Origin of the sequence: Candidatus Kirkpatrickella diaphorinae (genome assembly GCF_025736875.1) — a bacterium.
Lineage (GTDB): Bacteria > Pseudomonadota > Alphaproteobacteria > Acetobacterales > Acetobacteraceae > Sorlinia > Sorlinia diaphorinae.
The window spans coordinates 2,078,716-2,097,387 of record NZ_CP107052.1 but is presented as its reverse complement, the minus strand read 5'-3'; the positions used below and the strand labels follow the sequence as shown (position 1 = coordinate 2,097,387).

17 protein-coding genes and 1 tRNA gene are annotated in these 18,672 nt (G+C 56.1%); 10 read left to right on the top strand and 8 right to left on the bottom strand.

Going from position 1 to position 18,672, the window contains the following annotated elements; genetic code table 11:
* Positions 1–99: 99 nt before the first annotated feature.
* From N5W20_RS09225 to N5W20_RS09190, 8 genes are all read right to left on the bottom strand, one after another.
* On the bottom strand, positions 100–1,623 hold the full coding sequence (locus N5W20_RS09225) for a peptide MFS transporter (RefSeq protein ID WP_319806845.1): 1,524 nt from the start codon (positions 1,621–1,623) through the stop codon (positions 100–102).
* A 21-nt stretch (positions 1,624–1,644) separates the two neighbouring features.
* Positions 1,645–1,800 carry a hypothetical protein gene (locus tag N5W20_RS09220; protein ID WP_319806844.1) on the bottom strand — a complete coding sequence of 52 codons (156 nt, stop codon included), beginning with the start codon at positions 1,798–1,800 and terminating at the stop codon, positions 1,645–1,647.
* Position 1,801: 1 nt separating this feature from the next.
* The gene (locus N5W20_RS09215) at positions 1,802–2,722 is read right to left on the bottom strand and encodes a J domain-containing protein (protein ID WP_319806843.1); all 921 of its coding nucleotides are present in this window, start codon (positions 2,720–2,722) and stop codon (positions 1,802–1,804) included.
* An 80-nt stretch (positions 2,723–2,802) separates the two neighbouring features.
* A complete protein-coding gene (locus tag N5W20_RS09210) occupies positions 2,803–4,356 on the bottom strand; it encodes an efflux transporter outer membrane subunit (protein WP_319806842.1) in 1,554 nt (517 codons plus the stop codon).
* Positions 4,353–5,255 carry an efflux RND transporter periplasmic adaptor subunit gene (locus N5W20_RS09205; protein ID WP_408869401.1) on the bottom strand — a complete coding sequence of 301 codons (903 nt, stop codon included), beginning with the start codon at positions 5,253–5,255 and terminating at the stop codon, positions 4,353–4,355. Before N5W20_RS09205 ends, N5W20_RS09210 begins: the two co-directional genes overlap by 4 nt.
* A gap of 63 nt (positions 5,256–5,318) precedes the next feature.
* On the bottom strand, positions 5,319–5,513 hold the full coding sequence (locus N5W20_RS09200) for a DUF1656 domain-containing protein (RefSeq protein ID WP_319807882.1): 195 nt from the start codon (positions 5,511–5,513) through the stop codon (positions 5,319–5,321).
* 191 nt (positions 5,514–5,704) lie between these two features.
* Positions 5,705–6,136, bottom strand: coding sequence for a hypothetical protein (locus tag N5W20_RS09195; protein ID WP_319806841.1), 432 nt, complete (start codon positions 6,134–6,136; stop codon positions 5,705–5,707).
* A 118-nt stretch (positions 6,137–6,254) separates the two neighbouring features.
* The gene (locus tag N5W20_RS09190) at positions 6,255–6,533 is read right to left on the bottom strand and encodes a hypothetical protein (RefSeq protein ID WP_319806840.1); all 279 of its coding nucleotides are present in this window, start codon (positions 6,531–6,533) and stop codon (positions 6,255–6,257) included.
* A gap of 79 nt (positions 6,534–6,612) precedes the next feature.
* Between N5W20_RS09190 and N5W20_RS09185 the strand changes: the two genes are divergently transcribed.
* The 10 genes from N5W20_RS09185 (at position 6,613) to N5W20_RS09140 (ending at position 18,287) form a co-directional block, all read left to right on the top strand.
* Positions 6,613–7,728 (top strand): ABC transporter ATP-binding protein, encoded by a 1,116-nt coding sequence (locus tag N5W20_RS09185; RefSeq protein WP_319806839.1) that lies wholly within the window; start codon positions 6,613–6,615, stop codon positions 7,726–7,728.
* 155 nt (positions 7,729–7,883) lie between these two features.
* Positions 7,884–8,936: an extracellular solute-binding protein gene (locus tag N5W20_RS09180; protein ID WP_319806838.1), complete on the top strand. Its 1,053-nt coding sequence runs from the start codon at positions 7,884–7,886 to the stop codon at positions 8,934–8,936.
* Positions 8,933–9,337 (top strand): hypothetical protein, encoded by a 405-nt coding sequence (locus N5W20_RS09175; protein ID WP_319806837.1) that lies wholly within the window; start codon positions 8,933–8,935, stop codon positions 9,335–9,337. The genes N5W20_RS09180 and N5W20_RS09175 overlap by 4 nt, the downstream gene beginning before the upstream one ends.
* A gap of 73 nt (positions 9,338–9,410) precedes the next feature.
* A complete protein-coding gene (locus tag N5W20_RS09170) occupies positions 9,411–9,926 on the top strand; it encodes a YcgN family cysteine cluster protein (RefSeq protein ID WP_319806836.1) in 516 nt (171 codons plus the stop codon).
* Positions 9,927–9,959: 33 nt separating this feature from the next.
* Positions 9,960–10,280: a M48 metallopeptidase family protein gene (locus tag N5W20_RS09165; protein ID WP_319806835.1), complete on the top strand. Its 321-nt coding sequence runs from the start codon at positions 9,960–9,962 to the stop codon at positions 10,278–10,280.
* 47 nt (positions 10,281–10,327) lie between these two features.
* Positions 10,328–10,413: transfer RNA gene (locus tag N5W20_RS09160), tRNA-Leu, on the top strand.
* A gap of 660 nt (positions 10,414–11,073) precedes the next feature.
* Positions 11,074–14,115 carry a type I restriction endonuclease subunit R gene (locus N5W20_RS09155; protein WP_319806834.1) on the top strand — a complete coding sequence of 1,014 codons (3,042 nt, stop codon included), beginning with the start codon at positions 11,074–11,076 and terminating at the stop codon, positions 14,113–14,115.
* Positions 14,105–15,457, top strand: coding sequence for a restriction endonuclease subunit S (locus N5W20_RS09150; protein ID WP_319806833.1), 1,353 nt, complete (start codon positions 14,105–14,107; stop codon positions 15,455–15,457). The genes N5W20_RS09155 and N5W20_RS09150 overlap by 11 nt, the downstream gene beginning before the upstream one ends.
* On the top strand, positions 15,454–16,665 hold the full coding sequence (locus N5W20_RS09145; RefSeq protein ID WP_319806832.1) for an ATP-binding protein: 1,212 nt from the start codon (positions 15,454–15,456) through the stop codon (positions 16,663–16,665). Before N5W20_RS09150 ends, N5W20_RS09145 begins: the two co-directional genes overlap by 4 nt.
* Positions 16,665–18,287 carry a type I restriction-modification system subunit M gene (locus N5W20_RS09140; RefSeq protein ID WP_319806831.1) on the top strand — a complete coding sequence of 541 codons (1,623 nt, stop codon included), beginning with the start codon at positions 16,665–16,667 and terminating at the stop codon, positions 18,285–18,287. The genes N5W20_RS09145 and N5W20_RS09140 overlap by 1 nt, the downstream gene beginning before the upstream one ends.
* The last annotated feature ends 385 nt before the right edge of the window (positions 18,288–18,672 follow it).

Here is an 18,672-nt window from a genome sequence, read left to right as displayed (position 1 = left end):
CTCAACCTTCAATAAAAACCGGTCAGGTCAACGGTTTCGGGGCGGCAGCGTCCTGCGGTCTATACGTGAGTTAGAAACACAAGTTTGCCGAGGGGCGGCTCAGAGGGGAATGCCAGCGACCTCCTGCACGGCATCATCCAGCGGCGCACCCGTGCTGGCGAGGTGGGCTTTGTCCCACCTTCTGGCCAGCGGCAGGAAAGCGGCGATACAAAGCGTCGCCACAAATCCGGCAATAAACAGATCACGAAAAAGCTGGCCGTAAATATGGGATGCCACGACATCCGGCAGGTTCGGGCCCGGCATCGCCGCGTGCATGGCGACGAGACTGCCGAGATACATGGCGACACCCCAAAGCAGATAGAGACATCCCATCATGAAACCGCTTGAGCGCGCGGCGGTATAACGTGCGATGACTGCCAGGCCGAGCGCCATTGTCAGAAGCTCCGCAACCGAAATAAGCCCGTAACCCAATACCATGATCCAGGCGGAGATCCGCCCTGTCGCGAGAGACGCGGCCTGCCACCACACAAAAAACCCGATTGTCACGAGGATGAAACCGACGAGCATCTTGGTCGCGAGTGAAATCGGGCGGTTGCGACGGGCCGCCGCATGGTAGAAGCGCGCCAGTAAGGGGCTGACGAGCATGATCCAGATCGGGTTCAGGGCCTGGAACTGCCCGGCCGAAAAGCGGAATAACGTCACACCGCCAATCTGAAAACGCCCATCCACGGCTCTGAGCGCGAAAAGCGTCAGGGAAGTGACCTGCTGCTGGTAAAAAATCAGAAAGACCATACTTTGCAACGCGAGGAGATAAGTCAGCTTGAGGCCCGGGCGCTGCGCCGCCTCCGTGCGGTAAAACAGGATACCCCAATAAATGGCGACGGCGAGACACGCCCCCCAGACACAGACCCGCGCGAGGTCAGGGCTGAAAATGACAATGCTCAGCGCCGCGATCAACGCGATGAACCCCACCAGAAGACCCATCAACGTCATGAGAGGCAGTCGATGCTGGTCGCGCGCGGCGCCCGCATTCACCAGCCAGCGACGCCGTGAAAGGTACCAGAGGATCCCGATCACCAGCCCGGCTGAGCAGGTGAGGAAAGCGCTCTCCTGCCCCCATCGGTCCCGCAGCCAGGGTGTAAAAAGCATGGACAGGGTCGAGCCGACATTGACCGCCATGTAATAAAGCGTGAAGACACTATCGAGCTTTTTGTCATCACCCTGGTAAATGCGCCGCACAAGATTGGCCGCATTCGGTTTGAAGAGCCCGTTACCCGCAGAAATGGACGCCATGGCCATGGAAAGCAACGCCCGATGCGCATCGGCCATCGCCAGAACAAAATAACCGGCGGCAAGGATCGCGGCCCCCCACACCATCGCGCGACGCGGACCCAAGACGCGGTCACCCAGAAAGCCGCCAAAAACGGGCGTGATATAAGTGAGCGCAAAAAAAGCGCCCATAATTGCGAGCGCCGTGCGGTCCGTCATACCGAGATTTTGCACGAGATAGACGGCGAGGATCGCCTGCATCCCGTAATAACCAAATCGCTCCCATAATTCGACGGCAAAAACGACGGAGAAAGATTGCTCCCGAGAGGGCGGCTTGCTGATATCTGCCTTCATATGGTCGGGACCGCCTCTCAGTTAATGTCTTAAGAACTCAGACCCGACATTGGACACGATCATGGCATGAATCGTCAATATGGCGAGAAGCACAGCAAAGACACCGACCGCCACCATGGAAATGACCTCATCCCGCCCTTCCGTGCTTCCGGACTCGACATGAGAGGCGTCATTCATGTCACGCCGCGCCTTCCGCGCTGGAGCGGCTACGAAGGAATTCCTCCAGCGCTGGATCAACCTGGCCGATTTTAACCTGCAATGTCACGAGCAGATCACCAGCCTTGTGCGCACCGTGCGCCGCCACGCCGCGACCATTAAGGCGGAGTTTCGAGCCTGTGTCTGAATGCGGCGGCACCTTCATGGTGACAGGCCCCTGCGGCGTGGGCACGAGGATCTTCCCGCCAAGGATGGCGGTTGCCAGGTCGACAGGCACGGATGCCGTCAGATTTCGGCCCTCGCGCGTATAAACCGTGCTCGGCGCCACCTGAATCGTCACCAGCGCATCACCGGATGGTGCGCCTTCACCGGTCCCGGGCGCGCCTTTGCCGCTCAGGCGCAGGGCTTTGCCATCTTCGATACCGGCGGGAATGCGCACATCGACCGTTCCGGCCTCGGGCAGGGTAATGCGTTTTGAGGTGCCTAAAACAGCGTCCTCAAAACTGATGCGCAATGTGTAGGTGCGGTCAGCGCCGCGTCTGGGGCGACGCATGTGCGGGCCAGCCTGATGGAAGCCGCCGCCGAAAGGGCTGCCCCCGCCTTGAAACATGTCAGAAAAGAAAGCCCCGAGATCTTCTTCCGAGAAAGAAGAACCTTGCGCGCCCTGACGCGGCCCGCCACCGCGAAACCCGCCGCCGCCATAGCCGAAAGGTGCGCGCTCATTGCCGTCATCATCAATTTCGCCACGGTCGTAACGCTGGCGCTTCTCCTTGTCGCCCAGGATGTTATAGGCGGCAGTGACTTTCTTAAAGCGCTCTTCAGCCTCCGGTTTACCGGCATTATGGTCAGGATGATATTGCTTCGCCAGCTTGCGATAGGCATTGCGGACATCTTTATCCGACGCCCCTCGGGCCACGCCTAATGCAGCGTATAAGTCACTCAAGCGGATTCGCCTCCCCACCATCCAGAACGCTGGAATTACAGTCTAATGTCGGCATATCGCGGACGCGAATCAAGCCTTTTTCAACGCGAGAAAGCGCGTGATAAGGCGTTCTGCTTTGTGACACTGACGGGAAGTTGCGTGTCGCGCAGGGCGTTACCCTGCCACCCGGCGCCGATGGCGACATACAGGTCAACAGCGTCCAGCACATTGGCAATACGCGCATCCGCCTCCCGATTTTGCGCGTCAAGCGTTGCCTGCTGCGTTGCCAGAACATTGAGGAAATCAATCAGCCCTGCAGCATGAAGGCGACGGGCGCGGTCGGATGCAATCGCGCTCTCATGGGCTGCAAGATGAAGTTTCGTCACCCATTGCGCATCATGCGTCCAGGAGGAAAACGCATCTTCGACTTCCTGAAATCCCGTCAGCACCGATTTGCGATAGGCCTGACGACTGGCTTCCGCCCGCGCCCGCGCCGCGGCGATCTGGGCGGTCAGTCGTCCGCCATGCATCACGGGCAGGCTCGCCATCAGCAAGGCGCTCCAGCTCATCGCATTGATCTGGAAGGCCTGATACATGGCTGAAGCGCTGGGATTAAACGTCAGCGGGATCGAAAATTGCGGGTATATCTGGGCGACAGCAACACCGATTTCAGCCGTGGCCTCAGCATATTCCCGCTCCGCCTGGCGGATATCGGGCCGATTAGCCACCACGATTGACGGAAGCGTCGCGGGTAAGGTCGGGACGCGCGGCAATAGATACCAGCTTTGCCTGTGATGCAGCGTCTCCATCGGGATATCGAGACGCGCCCGCAAATCCCCGGGCATTTCCCCAAGCAGGACGCTGATCGCGTGGATCAGTTTCTCACATTTGAGCTGAAGGGGTTCAAGCTCCGCCCGCTCCCGATCACGCTCACTCTGCGCCTGCGCGATTTGCAGCGTGTTGCTGACACCCTCATGGTAAAGCTGCTCTGTGACGCGCAGCGCGTCCTCCGCGCGGACGACATTGGCCATGACAATGGAAAGTTTGAGCTGCGTGCCGCGTAGGAGGATGTAATTTCGCGCGACGGAGGAAAGTAACACCATCAGGGTCGCCCGGCGCGCTTCAATACTGGCGTCAATGGCGCGGTCACTCGCCTCCACCTCCCGCCGAATGCGCCCGAACACGTCAAGTTCCCAACTTGCTGTCGCGCCGTAAGTCAGCACGGAAGCCTGCGGGTGATTGGCTGGATTGCCCGGCCGGAGAGGCCAGTTACCGATCGCGATTGAGTAGCGGTTCGTGCCCCCGCCAGCATTAATGTCAAGCTGGGGGTACCAGGAGGAGGCGACGCGTTGCCGCAAGCTGCGCTCAGCGATGATGCGCTGGTCGGCGATTTTGAGGTCGTAATTGCCGGTAATGGCCCGCTGCACCAGATCCGTCAGCGTGGCATCCCCAAAAGACGCCCACCAGTTTCGCAAAGCCGCCTCACTAGCGGCAATGTCCGCTGGCGTCGCCTGGTGGGGGGCCTCGGTAAAACGACCCGGCAGATCCATTTTATCGGGCTTGTAATCGGGGCCGACCGTGCATGCATTCAGCCCGAAAGCCGCCGCCAGAATGAGGCTGGCCAACCCCTTGAAGTGGCGTGCGTGCGCGGTCATAAATGGTTCTGTAACCATGTTGTCAGACGCCCGCGTTGCCCCCTTCCCGGCTCACCAACCGTGACCGTGCATGTCATACCGGCAGCGAGGAGGATATTATCCGGGACGCTGTCAAGCTGCACACGGACGGGGATACGTTGCGCCAGGCGCACCCAGGTGAAAATCGGGTTGACATCCTGCAAGCCCAGCCCGTCCGGCTGGCCGTTCTGATCATTGATGCCCCGGGCGATAGAGACGACATGCGCGGGTAACAGGTCACGATAGCCCATCAGCTTGACACGCGCGACATCCCCGACATGCACGCCCCACATTTTCGTTTCTTCAAAATAAGCATTGATCCAGAAACTATGGGCATCAATCACGGCGATCCTTGATTGACCGGCCACCGCGTAATCACCGACACGGAGATTGAGATTGGTGACGTAACCGTCAACCGATGCATAAATAATGGAGCGCTGAAGGTTGAGGCGGGCCGTATCCACGCGCGCAGAAGCAGCATTGACTGCGGCAATCTGCGTCTCAACGTTCGAATTATAGATTTCCTGCTCTTCCCGCGAGACGATCCCATTAAGGCCGCGCCGACGCTTCGCATCGCTCTGCCTTAATTTGAGGTCTTCCCGTGCCGCAGCAAGTTCAGCCTCTGCCTGCTTCAATGCCAGTCGGAACCGGATCGGATCAATGACGAAAAGAGGGTCACCCTTATGGACGTAATCATTATCCCGGACCGGCACATTAACAACCGTGCCGGAAACCTCAGGCGCGGCCTTGACCACATAGACACGCACCCGCCCATCCCGCGTCCAAGGCGCGATCATGTAAGTCTGCCACAGAGTATAGAAGAGCATCGCCGCGCAGATGAGGACGAAAGCGGTCAACGCCACCCGGATCAGCGCTTTCATGATAAAAATTCTCTCCGCGTTGCGACGTCACGCGATAACGAGAAGCGTCTTCCGGCAAGGATTTCAGACATAGACAACCATCAGGCACAGGACGCAGATATAAAGCGCGATCTGGAAAAGCGGCCAATGCCAGAACCATGACATAGCACCAACACGCCATAATATGAAGCGAAGCATTAAAGTCAAAGGGATGGCGAAGAGTGCGTAGATGGCGATGGGCGCGATCAGAACGCCGAACAGATTGAACTCAGCAAGCATGTCTGGACCGCGTCGCGCGACCTCTCTCTTCCCGCCAGCATGGCGCATTCAGCCGTAAGCGCCGCGCGGCGATCTTTCTCTTCGGGGTAATCCCGAAACAGGTAATGCGCGGCTTTATAACATTTGTTGCGTCGAAAAGCGACAATGATCGCTTCAGGCCGGACGGTTGAGCGCCCGGCACCGTCAAGACATCAGCGGCGGAAAAAGATATTGCGTGCAACCTTGAAAGCCTGACGTCCAGAAAACCGCCCCACCGGGCCTATAAGCAAACCGATAAACGTGGAAAGAGCGAGAGTCTGGCGCAGTTCCGCAAATTTGCGATCCCGGCGCAGGCGCGCCTCGAATTCAAGCGGGTCCGCAACATGCCTTGTGCCAAGGAGGAAGAAGATGAACATGATGACGACATCAATGCCCAGCACCGTGACCGCCGCCGTCAAGGGGTTGAAATGCAGAACGACCAGCGCACCGGCCCAGAGGACAGCATGGAGGGAGACCAGCGCAAACACACCGAAGATCGCCGCCAGCACGAACCACGCAGCCCGCCGCCCCCATCGTGCCGCGACACGCTGCATCACATCGCCCTGCGCTTTGACGGCTTCCTGCCCGACGTCGATGAGTTTCATGTTTCGCTCACTCTCTTCTTCTGACGCTTTATTGAGGGCTTTACACCCGATATGAAGGACGCATCATCTGTGGCGCAGATGGGTGACCCCTTCGCATCATCAGGTAACGGAAAACCATTTATCTGGAAAGTCGGCCCAGAACAAATCCGACGAGGGCGGATATCACCATCGCAGGGACCGGACGGGCGCGGACGCGCGATTCGACCTTTTCAACCTGTGCGTGTCCGATTTCACGTGCATTGGCGACAGCGTGGTCTGCTTTCTCCGCAGCGACAAGCAGGGCAGGGTTGATGCGGCCATTCAGGAGCTGCTCCAACTGCGATTTCAGCGAGTCAATCTGCTCCTGCGCGGATTGAGTTGTTTCCTTGGCGAGGTGCTTGACGTTATGCTTTCTCATCGCAATTCTCCTGGTAAGGATGGGTCGGGTCCGATATTCGGCCAAGCCTTCAAAACGAGCGACAGAATGCCGAGGTTTCATGCATGACCCGAAGCAGCAGGATGCTGCATCTCTCGCGTTGCACGACATTTGCTTAACTTCGAGTTCAGGCCCATTTTCGCTCGAAGTCAAGCCATATGAGCACCTGACCGTCCTGAGTGACAACGCGGCCATCATGGACCGCCTGACGGACATCGTCATGGGTCAGATTGCGGCGCCTTCCGGCCGGATTTTCATCTCCGGGATCGACTGCACGCATTTTCCCCCGGATCAACGCGCTGTCGGTGCGCTTGACGGGCGGGATGGGCTTTTCAGCCATCTTTCCATCTACGACAATATTGCCTTCCCTCTTCGCGCACGCCGAGAGAAACGAGCCGCGATGACGGAACGCATTGGCAGGATCGGCGCGCTACTTGGGTTTGACCCCCATACGCATCTGCGCCCGGATGCAGTGGATGATGAAATGCGGTTCAGAGCGCGTTTAGGCAGGCTTCTTGCTTATGCCCCCGATATACTGATCCTGAACCGTCCTTTTGAAGGGTTAAGCGACGACGCGCGGGCGCGATGCGCCAAATCGGTCATGATGCTGCAACGCGCCCTCAACCTGACAATCCTGCATTTGACGCGTCTGCGGGACGAGGCTTTTTTCAGCTCCGGGCGGATCGCCGTGCTGCGTGGTGGGACGCTTCAGCAATGTGCGGACGCGCCGACATTGATGGACCGCCCGGCCTCCCCCCATGTTGCGCGCATTTTCAGCCACGCCAACCTTATGACAGGTTACGTTGTCAGGAACATTGATGACATTGCGGAAATCCGCCTCCCCTGCGGCACGATGGTCTCCGCCCAGTCATCGGAAGATGTGGAGGAGGATCATCTCTGCACTTTATGCGTCACACCGGAGAAGATCGCCTTATCCCTGACGGGCGCGCAGCTCGATGAGGAGGATCAGGCCCCTCTGGAGGCCATCATTCAGGACATACGGCATAATGGGGACCATATTCACCTTCGCTGCAAACTCAGTGATGGAACGGAAGTGGACATCCGGCGCATGCCAATGCAATATTCCGCATCCATTCAACCGGGCCAAAAGGTCTATCTTGCATGGATCGCGGGAAATGCACGCGCATTCCCTTATGATGAGCCCGGTGACGGTTAAAGGGAGGGCACGAGAGGGTCAGCCATGTACCAGTTCTCGACGCCAATCACGGATCAGATACGCCTTCCGATGCTCGATGACGTGCTCTCTCCGGCCCGACTTCCGAAGCAGGGCCGCATGCAGGTGGCGAGGAGCCAGGATTGAATCCCCTTCGGATGAGATTGCCCCTTTTTCTGTTTACTTGCGCCTTACTCGCCTTCCTGCCCAGCCTCGGCGCGTCATCAGTGGCGGCAAGGACTCAGCATGGCGTGCAATGCGGGCGCGGTGACCATCACAAGCCGTGCCAACCTGTCCGCAAGGCGCGACGTCATAAATTGCGGCATGTTGCCCTGCCGTCACCTTCGGTGAGGAAGCCCGCTTTTACCGTGCAGGTCCCGCCCTTATTCAATGAGATGCCGACGCCGATGATATTTTCCGGACCTTATCATTTCATCGAATCGCAATCGTCCCATCATGCGATATCGTCGGTGACGGCTGATTCCCCGCCAATCATTATCGACGACGCTTATCGGATCGGCACGGATTGTTTCAATGGTGCATTGCGTGTCATCGCGCCGGAGCGTCCGCTTTCAGCCCGTGGCACATCACCTTGCAGTGTCGAAGTCGGCGCGGTGCGTGACGTGCTTCTATGGGACCGTCAGCGCTTGGGACATGCAAGCCTGTCATGGGGTGATTTCTGGAACATTGCGCGCCACCCCGGTAAGCGGGCTCTACCCCTGTCGCCGCGCCTGACAATGGAGGTCGCGCTTCTGGCCGATGGCGTCAAGCCGCACGATATTTATCGTGAACTCGCGACGGATGAGGGTGTCAGCCGGGCGCTGGAGAAACTCGACCAGATCCGGCCTTATCTGACATGGTGGCGCGACGCACGCGATGCCGCGCGCATCATTCAGGATGGTGAAGCTTTGATGGGCCTGATGCCGACACAATCCATCCTCGTTTTGCGCAGCACCACGCGGGAGGACCTATATGCCTTCGCGACGGACAACATGCTCGCTGAAAACTACGTGGCAGCGGTACCGCATGATGGCAGCACGGCGGAGAATAATGCCGCGATCTGGCAGTTGCGGGCCGCACCCCCACATCTGACGATACCGAGCGACCTTGAGACCGCCTCGCCGCCGCTCCTTGTTATTGATGATGGTTTCTGGCTGCGTCACGGCACGTCGCTTGAGCAGCGTTTCGCACAATGGGTGGAGTCACGATGAGCGGCTTTGAGAATGTGGCCATGTGCATCCTGGGTATTGCGAGCTTCAGCCTCCTGCTGAGCATTGCGCGCATTCTGCACCGTCAGGCGCCGGTGGTTCTCTGCCTGCTGCTGCTTCTCCCCGGTATTGCGATGGCGATCACGCTTGTGCAGCTTGCCTGCGCGTCGCGGGATGACATGAGTTTCTACCTCGCTGGGATTTCAGCCGCGCCCTTGTGTCTGCTGCCACTTGCGGCACGGCAGCGCCAACGTGACCCGACAAGCACCCGCACAGCGCGGGGGCTGGGCGCATCCGGATGGCAGCGTTTTCGACTTGATTTCGTCCCTTTTTATTGTCGCGCCGCCATTATGACCGCGCTTCTTATTCTCGTCACATGCGTTGCCTGTATCGTCTGGCGTTGAATAAAGTGTAAAAACATGGTCTTCAGCGTCGGCAAGCCTCTTATTTCGGCCTGAACTGGACCTGTAACTGACGATGACGAACACTGAGCGCTTCTGGGAGACCAAACGGCTTTCAGAATTATCCCCTTCCGAATGGGAACGCCTTTGCGATGGTTGCGGCCTGTGCTGTCTGCATAAATTGCGGGATGAGGACACGGATACGCTGATGTTTACCGACGTGGCCTGCCGCCTCCTTGACCTCAATACATGTCAGTGCGCTTCATATGGCGAGCGCTTCCGCAAGGTGCCGGACTGCATCGCCCTGACGCCGAAAATGGTGCATGAGATTGACTGGCTGCCCCCGAGCTGCGCCTATCGCCTGATGGATGAGGGAAAGCCCTTGCCGGACTGGCACCCCCTCCTTACCGGCAACCGGGAGTCGGTGCACCAGGCGGGGATCTCCGGCCGCGGGCGGATCATTAGTGAACGTTATGCCGGCCCGCTGGAGCGCCATATTGTTGACTGGCCGGGGGAGGACCCATTGCGCCCCCCCGCATCCGCGCGACCACGCCCGAAGAAACGGGCGCGCAAAGCGCCGCGACGTGTCTGAACCGGGCTTATGAGCCGCGTGACCCATCCACTCATGACTCAGGCCAAATGGGCACTGCCCCCGCGCGTTTTCATCTGGGCGGAACGCATGCGCGTCACACCCCGCGCCATCACCATCCGCGACACGCGCAGCCGCTGGGGCAGTTGCTCCTCAAAAGGGCGCATCATGCTGTGCTGGCGGCTGATCCTGATGCCGGAGACGGTGCGAGACAGTATCATCATCCATGAATTGGGGCACCTGAAGCACTTTAATCACAGCCGGGATTTCTGGGATTATGTCGACCAGTTTGACACGCAGCGCCGCCATCATCAGACATGGCTGAAAAAGAACACAGCGGCGCTTCTGGCGCGATAAAGAGACTTTCCGCAAACTCCCGCCCATGCTAGACGGCGAGCTGCAAAGCGAGCTTGGCGGAATGGTAGACGCACGAGACTTAAAATCTCGAGTCCTTCGGGGCGTATGGGTTCAAGTCCCATAGTTCGCACCATGGTTGGTGGGGGATGAATTTCTCAGGCTCGTGCAATCTGAACCCGATGTATTTGTAACAGAAAAGTCTTGACTGGGAGGAAGGTGGGAGGTCCAATTTGGCGCCCTCCAACATGTTTTCCGCCGTTCGTCCGACTATGAGGAACGATAGGAGCGCGCTCCGACTCTATTGTTACAGATCCGAGGCCAATATTCGATGGCTAACAACTCGCACAAGAAAATTTTCGGTGAGGCATTACGTATATGCGCCCGCGGCCACTGCAGGTAAGGTCTCGTCTCGATATCGTGACGGTGCGATGACAAGGAGAAGACGTTCCTCACTGTCACCAATACAGCGTCGAGTCATGGCGTGAATGCGAGCGGGCATTAAGAGTGTTAGGGAGCCCACATGATGTCAGGCAACACCCCATTGCTCATTCGGCCAAAATGGCCATAAATTACCTTTTCCTAATCGATTTGGGTCGATGCAAACGTTAGAAGCGAAAGATGCAAAATATCGCTTGGGCCGACTTTTCGACCTCGCTCGTGTCGAGCCCGTGGCGGTGGCCGAACATAGAAGGCCAGTTGCAGTTGTAGAGGCCACTGAGGAATATAGACGATTGAGAGGCATCGAAGTGAACTACGTGAAGGTCGACCGAAATCCAAACAGCACAACGCAATCGTGAGCGCTGCGATGCCAACGGGTCAGGCCGAACGCGATCTTGAAAAGGCCTTTCTAGCTAAATTGGAGAGCCTCAAATACGGATATCGACCTGATATCCGTGATCGCGTTTCTTTAGAGTCAAACTTTAGGACAAAGTTTGAGGCGCTGAATCGGGTGAGCCTAACCGATGCAGAATTTCAACGCCTGCTAGACGAAATTGTTACGCCGGATGTCTACATGGCCGCGCGCATCCTTCGAGAGCGAAACAGCTTCACCCGCGATGATGGAACGCCGCTGAACTACACGCTCGTCAACACTAAGGACTGGTGCAAGAATTCCTTTGAAGTAGTCAATCAGCTTCGTATCAACACAGACAACAGCCACCATCGCTATGACGTCATTCTTCTGATCAACGGGGTGCCCGTTGTTCAAATTGAACTCAAGACCATCGGTATCAGCCCACGTCGTGCCATGGAACAGATCGTCGAATATAAGAACGACCCCGGGAACGGATATACCAAGACGGTCTTATGCTTTCTTCAGCTTTTCATCGTCAGCAATCGCGATCGGACGATTTATTTTGCAAATAATAATGCGCGCCACTTCGCCTTCAATGTAGAGGAACGATTCCTGCCGGTCTACGAGTTTGCCGATCTAAACAACAAAAAGATTGTCCATCTTGATAGCTTCGCTGAGACCTTCCTCGTTAAATGTAACCTCGGTCAGACGATTAGCCGCTACATGGTTCTGGTGGCAGGAGAGCAGAAGCTTCTGATGATGCGGCCGTATCAGATTTACGCGGTCAAAGCGATTGTCGATTCCATCGCTCAGAATTGCGGCAACGGTTACATCTGGCACACGACGGGAAGCGGCAAGACGCTTACCTCCTTCAAGGCATCGACCTTGCTCAAGGATAATCCAGATATCGAAAAATGTCTCTTCGTCGTGGACCGCAAAGACCTCGATCGGCAAACTCGCGAGGAGTTCAATAAGTTTCAAGAAGGTTGCGTGGAGGAAAACACAGACACCGCCTCCCTCGTCCGACGCCTTCTATCTGAAGATTATACCGACAAGGTCATCGTCTGCACGATTCAAAAGCTCGGCCTTGCACTGAGCGGGAATAGCAAGCGCAACAAGCAGCAGAAAAAGGACGGCAGGAAGAGCTTCAAGGAACAGCTTGAACCCCTGCGCGACAAGCGCATTGCGTTTATCTTCGATGAATGCCACCGCTCACAGTTTGGCGAGAACCACAAAGCTATCACGGAATTCTTCCCGCGCGCCCAACTCTTCGGCTTTACTGGGACGCCCATTTTTGATCAGAACGCTGCGCAGCAGAGGATTGAAGATACACAAGCGAGTATGAAAACGACGGAAGACCTCTTCCATAAGCGTCTTCACACCTACACCATCACCCACGCGATTGAAGATGGAAACGTCCTTCGGTTCCACATCGACTACTTTAAACCGCAGGGTAAGCGCCTGCCCAAGCCAGGCGAACCGTTGGCCAAGCGGGCGGTTGTTGAGGCGATCCTATCCAAGCATGATGCGGCCACCGCTCAGCGCCGGTTCAATGCCCTGCTCGCCACATCGTCGATCAATGATGCCATAGAGTATCACGGGCTTTTCAAGATCATGCAGGCTAAGAAGCAAGCTACCGATCCCAGCTTCGAGCCTCTGAACATCGCCTGCATCTTTTCTCCGCCTGCTGAAGGCGATCCTGACGTAAAGCAGATCCAAGAGGATCTGCCGACGGAGAAGGAAGACAACGCGATTGAGCCGGAGAAAAAGAAGGAGGCCCTGAAAGCCATCCTAGCGGACTACAACGCCAATTACGGCACAAACCACAAAATCGGCGAGTTCGACCAGTATTATCAGGACGTGCAGAAGCGCATTAAAGACCAGCAATGGCCCGAAGCTGACCTGCGGAAAGCTTATCCGGATGTGCCGCGCCACAAGATCGACATCACGATTGTCGTCGACATGTTGCTGACAGGTTTCGACTCTAAGTTCCTGAACACGCTTTACGTCGACAAAAACCTCAAGCATCACGGTCTGATCCAAGCCTTCTCGCGTACTAATCGGGTGCTGAATGCCACCAAGCCCTACGGCAATATCCTCGACTTCCGCCAGCAGGAGGGAGCGGTCGATGCCGCTATCGCCCTCTTCTCCGGCGAGGCGGCCGCTGAAAAGGCCCGCGAAATCTGGCTGGTCGACAAGGCACCTGTGGTCATTAAGAAGCTGGAGACCGCCGTTCAGAAGCTCGATACATTCATGAAATCGCAGGGCCTCGATTGTGCCCCCGAGGCAGTGCCCAACCTCAAGGGCGACGCTGCCCGTGCGGCCTTTATCGAGCATTTCAAGGCAGTCCAGCGGCTTAAAACACAGCTTGATCAATATACCGACTTGACCCCCGAAAATTCCGCAACGATCGACCAGATCTTGCCGCGCGATAACTTGATCGGCTTTCGCGGGGCCTATCTGGAAACTGCTCAGCGTTTGCGAAGTCAGCAGAGCAAGGGGACGGGCAAGCCGACGCCCGACGCCGACCAGTTAGATTTCGAGTTTGTCCTCTTTGCTTCAACTGTCATCGACTATGATTATATCATGGGTCTAATCGCCCGCTACTCCGAGGCGACACCCGGCAAACAAATGATGAGCCGGGAAGAACTGATCGGCCTGATGCAGTCCGATGCCAAGTTCATGGATGAGCGCGAGGATATCGCGGCATATATCAACACCCTCAAGTCGGGCGAGGGGCTCAGCGAAAAGGCCATCCGTGATGGCTACAGCCGTTTCAAAGCGGAGAAGATCGCAGCCGAACTGATGGACATTGCGGGCAAGCATGGGCTCGCGACCGAGGCGTTGAGAGGCTTTGTCGACATCATTCTGCAACGCATGATCTTCGATGGCGAGGCGCTGACCGACCTGATGGAACCGCTCGAGCTAAATTGGAAGGCGCGGCAGGTGAAGGAGCTGGACCTGATGGCCGACCTATTGCCGCTTTTGTTGAGGCTTACCAGTGGGCGCGAGATTTTGGGGCTCAGCGCTTATGAGCAGTAAGGGAAAATTGCCAGCCGCGACGCGTGGTGAGTCTGCATTGGTGCCCAAACTGCGCTTCCCCGAGTTTAAGGAGGCGGAAGAATGGGCACTCTTACCGATGGGAGAAATTTATTCGTTCGGGAGCAATAACTCCCTGTCTCGCGAAAAGCTAAATTATTCTTCCGGTTCTATCAAGAATGTCCACTACGGAGATATTCATACAAAGTTCTCAAGTCATTTTTACATCACGAAAGAGATAGTTCCATATGTGAATGAAGCAGAACTCGGGTCGCTTAGGGAAGGAAGCTTTTGCAGAGAGGGTGATTTAATCCTTGCAGACGCCTCTGAGGACTTGGCGGATATCGGTAAGTGCATGGAGATCACTTACTTAAACAACGAGAAGGTTGTCGCCGGCCTTCACACCATTCTTGCTCACCCAACGAAAAAGCAAGTCGCTGTTGGGTTTGGCGGACACCTTTTTCAATCAGTGTCGGTTAGACGCCAGGTTCAGAGGGAAGCGCAGGGCGCGAAGGTCTTGGGCATTTCTCCGAGAAGACTGCAAGATATCCGCCTTCCATTGCCGTCACACCCCGAACAACAAAAGATCGCGGACTGTCTGGCCTCCACGGACGCGCTGATCGAGGCGCAAGGGCGGAAGGTGGAGGCGCTGAAAGCCCACAAGAAGGGCCTGTTGCAGCAGCTTTTCCCCCAAGAAGGTGAAACCCAACCCCGCCTCCGCTTCCCCGAGTTTCGTGAGGCGGGAGAGTGGAAACTGGACAACTTCGCTGATTTGATCTTCTTCCAAGAGGGTCCAGGCATTATGGCGGTGGAATTCCACGATGAAGGAGTTCCATTAGTTCGGTTGTCAGGTCTCATTGAACGCAGCGTATCTCTCAAAGGATGCAACCACCTAGATCCTGAAAAGGTTGCGAAGAAGTGGTCTCACTTCCGATTGGAAGTTGGTGACATCCTCGTTTCATGTAGTGCGTCCCTCGGGCGTCCGGCTATCGTTGATGAGGTCGCGGCAGGTGCCGTATTTTATACCGGTCTTATACGCTTCAAACCTAAGAATACTCGACTAGATGTCAGCTATCTCGAAGTTTTTTTGGGAAGCCCATTCTTTCAGCGACAAGCTGAAAGCGCGGCCGTTGGCGGTGGAATTAAGCACTTCGGACCTTCTCATTTGCGACAAATGAAGGCCCCACGTCCGCCGAATATTTCTGAACAAAAGCGCATCGCCGACTGCCTCACCTCTATCGACGGCCTCATCGCCGTCGAGGCCCGAAAGCTCAACACCCTCAAGACCCATAAGAAGGGCCTGTTGCAGCAGCTTTTCCCCCGGGTTGGGGAGGTTAACGCATGAACGGTGTCCGCACCTACCAGAACTTAGGCGCGTTGGTGACTCGGCTGCGGGACGATCTAAACGACGCCGATCTTGTGCTGCTCTACGCCTATAACCGCACGGGCAAGACCCGCCTGTCGATGGAGTTCAAAGACGCAGGTAAACGCAGGACAAAGAAGAACCCGACCGGAACGCCCGATACGCTCTATTTCAACGCCTTCACTGAGGACCTTTTCGTTTGGGAAAACGACCTTGACGGCGACAGCATACGACACCTTGAATTGAATAAAAAATCATCCTTCCTCAACGCGATGGCCGAACTCGCGCTGGACGAGACAATCAGTCTTTACCTGTCGCGATACGCTGACTTCGAATTTGACTTCACCTATGAAGATGTTCAGCAGGGCAAGGAGAAAATCTTCAAGCCCGTAATTGTGAGCTTTCGTAAGGGCGATCAGTCAAATATCAAGATTTCTCGTGGAGAACAATACATTTTCATTTGGTGCATCTTCATGGCCATTTGCGAACGTATGCTGGATGGCCATGAATCTTATCAGAGCAAAAAGTATCTTTACATCGATGACCCGATCTCGTCGCTCGATGACAACAACGCGGTTTCCGTGGCCTGCGATCTGGCTAAGCTTCTCCGCCGGGCAGCCACCCGGAAGGATGCTGTCGGTGGGCCCGCCCCGATCAAGGTAATCTTCTCGTCCCACCACGCGCTGTTCTTCACCGTCATGTGTAATGAGATGGGCAGGCGGACCGAGGTCGGAAGGAAGATCTCCCATAAGCGTTATTTCTTGCACCGCCCAAACGGCGACGGCGCCTACACGCTTCAGGCGACCAAGGATACGCCCTTCTTCCATCACGTCGCCACTTTAGCCGAGTTGCAGCATGCCGCCGATCCCGACGAGGGGAAGCTCTACACCTTCCACTTCAACGCCTTGCGCAGCGTTATGGAAAAGACAGCCTCTTTCTTCGGTCATCCAAGCATGGCCTACTGCTTGAAGGCGCTGATTAACAAAGAAGACCAGGCGCTGTTCAACCGGGCCCTGAACCTGCTAAGCCACGGCGGCTATGCCATCCATGAACCCTCGGAGATGGGCGAGGATAACAAGGAACTGTTCCGCCGCATCCTGCGCGAATTTATCACGCGGTTCGAATTCGCCCTCCCGGGAGTTGTTCCAGCCCCGGCAAAAGCACCCGTCCCTGAGGAAGCACCCGCATAATGAACGACCAAAGTCAAAAGCAACTGGGCAAAACGCTCTGGAACACCGCCGATACGCTTCGCGGCGCTATGAATGCGGACGATTTCCGTGATTACATGCTGTCGTTCCTCTTTTTGCGCTACCTCTCTGACAATTACGAGATGGCCGCGAAGAAGGAGCTCGGGCCTGACTACCCTGATCCTAATGCGATCGGCAATGGCGGGCGCTCGCCCCTATCTGTGTGGTACGCGCAGAACCCCGATGATGTTGCTGCTTTTGAAAAGCAGATGCGTCTCAAGGCGCACTATGTCATCAAGCCGGAACACCTTTGGACCAGCATCGCCCATATGGCGCGCACCCAGAACGACGAACTGCTGAACACCCTGCAGGCGGGCTTCAAATACATTGAGAACGAGTCCTTTCAGAGCACATTCAGCGGCCTTTTTTCGGAAATAAATCTTGGCTCTGACAAGCTCGGTCGGACCTATGCTGATCGCAACGCTAAACTTGGCGCCGTCATCACCGAAATTGCGAAAGGGCTCGCCGACTTTTCCTCCGATGAGGATGCGCTTGGCGACGCCTACGAATATCTTATCGGCCAATTCGCCGCCGGTTCTGGGAAGAAAGCGGGCGAATTCTATACGCCTCAGCAGGTCTCAGATATCCTTTCCGCGATCGTGACGTTAGACAGCCAGGAACCCGCAACCGGAAAGAAAGAACGGCTCGCCAGCGTGCTAGATTTCTCATGCGGCTCTGGTTCGCTGCTACTTAATGTCCGAAAACGCATGGGGCCCCACGGCATCGGCAGAATCTACGGACAGGAAAAGAACATCACCACCTACAATCTCGCGCGCATGAACATGCTACTGCATGGCGTGAAGGATATGGAGTTCGAAATCTTCCACGGCGATACACTGACCAACGATTGGGACATCTTGCGCGAGTTGAATCCAGCCAAGAAGCCTTCTTTCGATGCCATTGTGGCTAACCCGCCCTTCAGCTTACGTTGGGACCCAACTGAGGCGATGGGCGAGGATGTGCGGTTTAAAAATTACGGGCTGGCACCTAAATCGGCCGCAGACTTTGCCTTCCTGCTGCACGGATTCCACTATCTGAAGGATGAGGGTGTGATGGCCATCATCCTTCCCCACGGGGTGCTGTTTAGAGGCGGGGCGGAAGAGCGAATCCGAACTAAGCTGCTAAAAGATGGCCACATCGACACGGTCATCGGACTGCCTGCGAACCTCTTTTATTCAACCGGCATTCCGGTCTGCATCCTTGTGTTAAAGAAGTGCAAGAAACCGGATGACGTGCTTTTCATCAACGCAGCGGAACAATTTGCTAAGGGCAGACGTCAGAATCAGCTCACCGATGAGCATATCGACAAGATCATCAAAACCTACCAGTTCCGCAATGAGGAGGACCGCTACTCCAAGCGTGTCAGCATGGAACGCATCGCTGAGGAAGGCTACAACCTCAACATCTCTCGCTACATTAGCACCGCCGTGAGCGAGGAAGAAATCGACTTGGGAGCCGTTCAAAAAGAGTTGAGCAAGATCGAAAAGCAGATTCGAGAAGCAACGTCGAGGCACAACTCTTTTCTAAAGGAACTTGGACTCCCTACGTTACCTGGAGCGTTATAGAGTGATCGTAAATATCGTCCTGATTCCTCGCTATCCGTTCGTCGGGAGTCGGAATCACTGCTTTCGCTAGAACAGAGCGTCGACTTCGGAACCAGTGATGGACGCTGGGCGGAATTCGACTTTGTCCTCCTCATGCCCGAAATGGGCGCGCAAACAAAATGCCCGCCTCCACTTTTCGAAAAATAGCCCCTTACATAAATATCGAGATATTCGTTACACAATTCCGTCGTAAATGAGGAAAAAAGCGATGTCAAAAAAATTGCGGAAAACAAACGAAAATGAACAGCCACAAATCCCCACCGAAACTATAGGTGGAATTACATTAAATATGGCTAAAGCAGAGTAACGACTAAGGGACGGGATTTGCATATGCCGGAAGACGCCT

Bases quoted from the DNA above. Each gene is read 5' to 3' on its own strand.
- N5W20_RS09190 (WP_319806840.1), bottom strand. From the start codon at position 6,533: ATGAGAAAGCATAACGTCAAGCACCTCGCCAAGGAAACAACTCAATCC.
- N5W20_RS09165 (WP_319806835.1), top strand. From the start codon at position 9,960: ATGACTCAGGCCAAATGGGCACTGCCCCCGCGCGTTTTCATCTGGGCG.
- N5W20_RS09170 (WP_319806836.1), top strand. From the start codon at position 9,411: ATGACGAACACTGAGCGCTTCTGGGAGACCAAACGGCTTTCAGAATTA.
- N5W20_RS09185 (WP_319806839.1), top strand. From the start codon at position 6,613: ATGCATGACCCGAAGCAGCAGGATGCTGCATCTCTCGCGTTGCACGAC.
- N5W20_RS09150 (WP_319806833.1), top strand. From the start codon at position 14,105: ATGAGCAGTAAGGGAAAATTGCCAGCCGCGACGCGTGGTGAGTCTGCA.
- N5W20_RS09205 (WP_408869401.1), bottom strand. From the start codon at position 5,255: ATGAAAGCGCTGATCCGGGTGGCGTTGACCGCTTTCGTCCTCATCTGC.
- N5W20_RS09180 (WP_319806838.1), top strand. From the start codon at position 7,884: ATGAGATTGCCCCTTTTTCTGTTTACTTGCGCCTTACTCGCCTTCCTG.
- N5W20_RS09195 (WP_319806841.1), bottom strand. From the start codon at position 6,136: ATGAAACTCATCGACGTCGGGCAGGAAGCCGTCAAAGCGCAGGGCGAT.
- N5W20_RS09200 (WP_319807882.1), bottom strand. From the start codon at position 5,513: ATGCTTGCTGAGTTCAATCTGTTCGGCGTTCTGATCGCGCCCATCGCC.
- N5W20_RS09145 (WP_319806832.1), top strand. From the start codon at position 15,454: ATGAACGGTGTCCGCACCTACCAGAACTTAGGCGCGTTGGTGACTCGG.
- N5W20_RS09175 (WP_319806837.1), top strand. From the start codon at position 8,933: ATGAGCGGCTTTGAGAATGTGGCCATGTGCATCCTGGGTATTGCGAGC.
- N5W20_RS09225 (WP_319806845.1), bottom strand. From the start codon at position 1,623: ATGAAGGCAGATATCAGCAAGCCGCCCTCTCGGGAGCAATCTTTCTCC.
- N5W20_RS09140 (WP_319806831.1), top strand. From the start codon at position 16,665: ATGAACGACCAAAGTCAAAAGCAACTGGGCAAAACGCTCTGGAACACC.
- N5W20_RS09210 (WP_319806842.1), bottom strand. From the start codon at position 4,356: ATGACCGCGCACGCACGCCACTTCAAGGGGTTGGCCAGCCTCATTCTG.
- N5W20_RS09220 (WP_319806844.1), bottom strand. From the start codon at position 1,800: ATGAATGACGCCTCTCATGTCGAGTCCGGAAGCACGGAAGGGCGGGAT.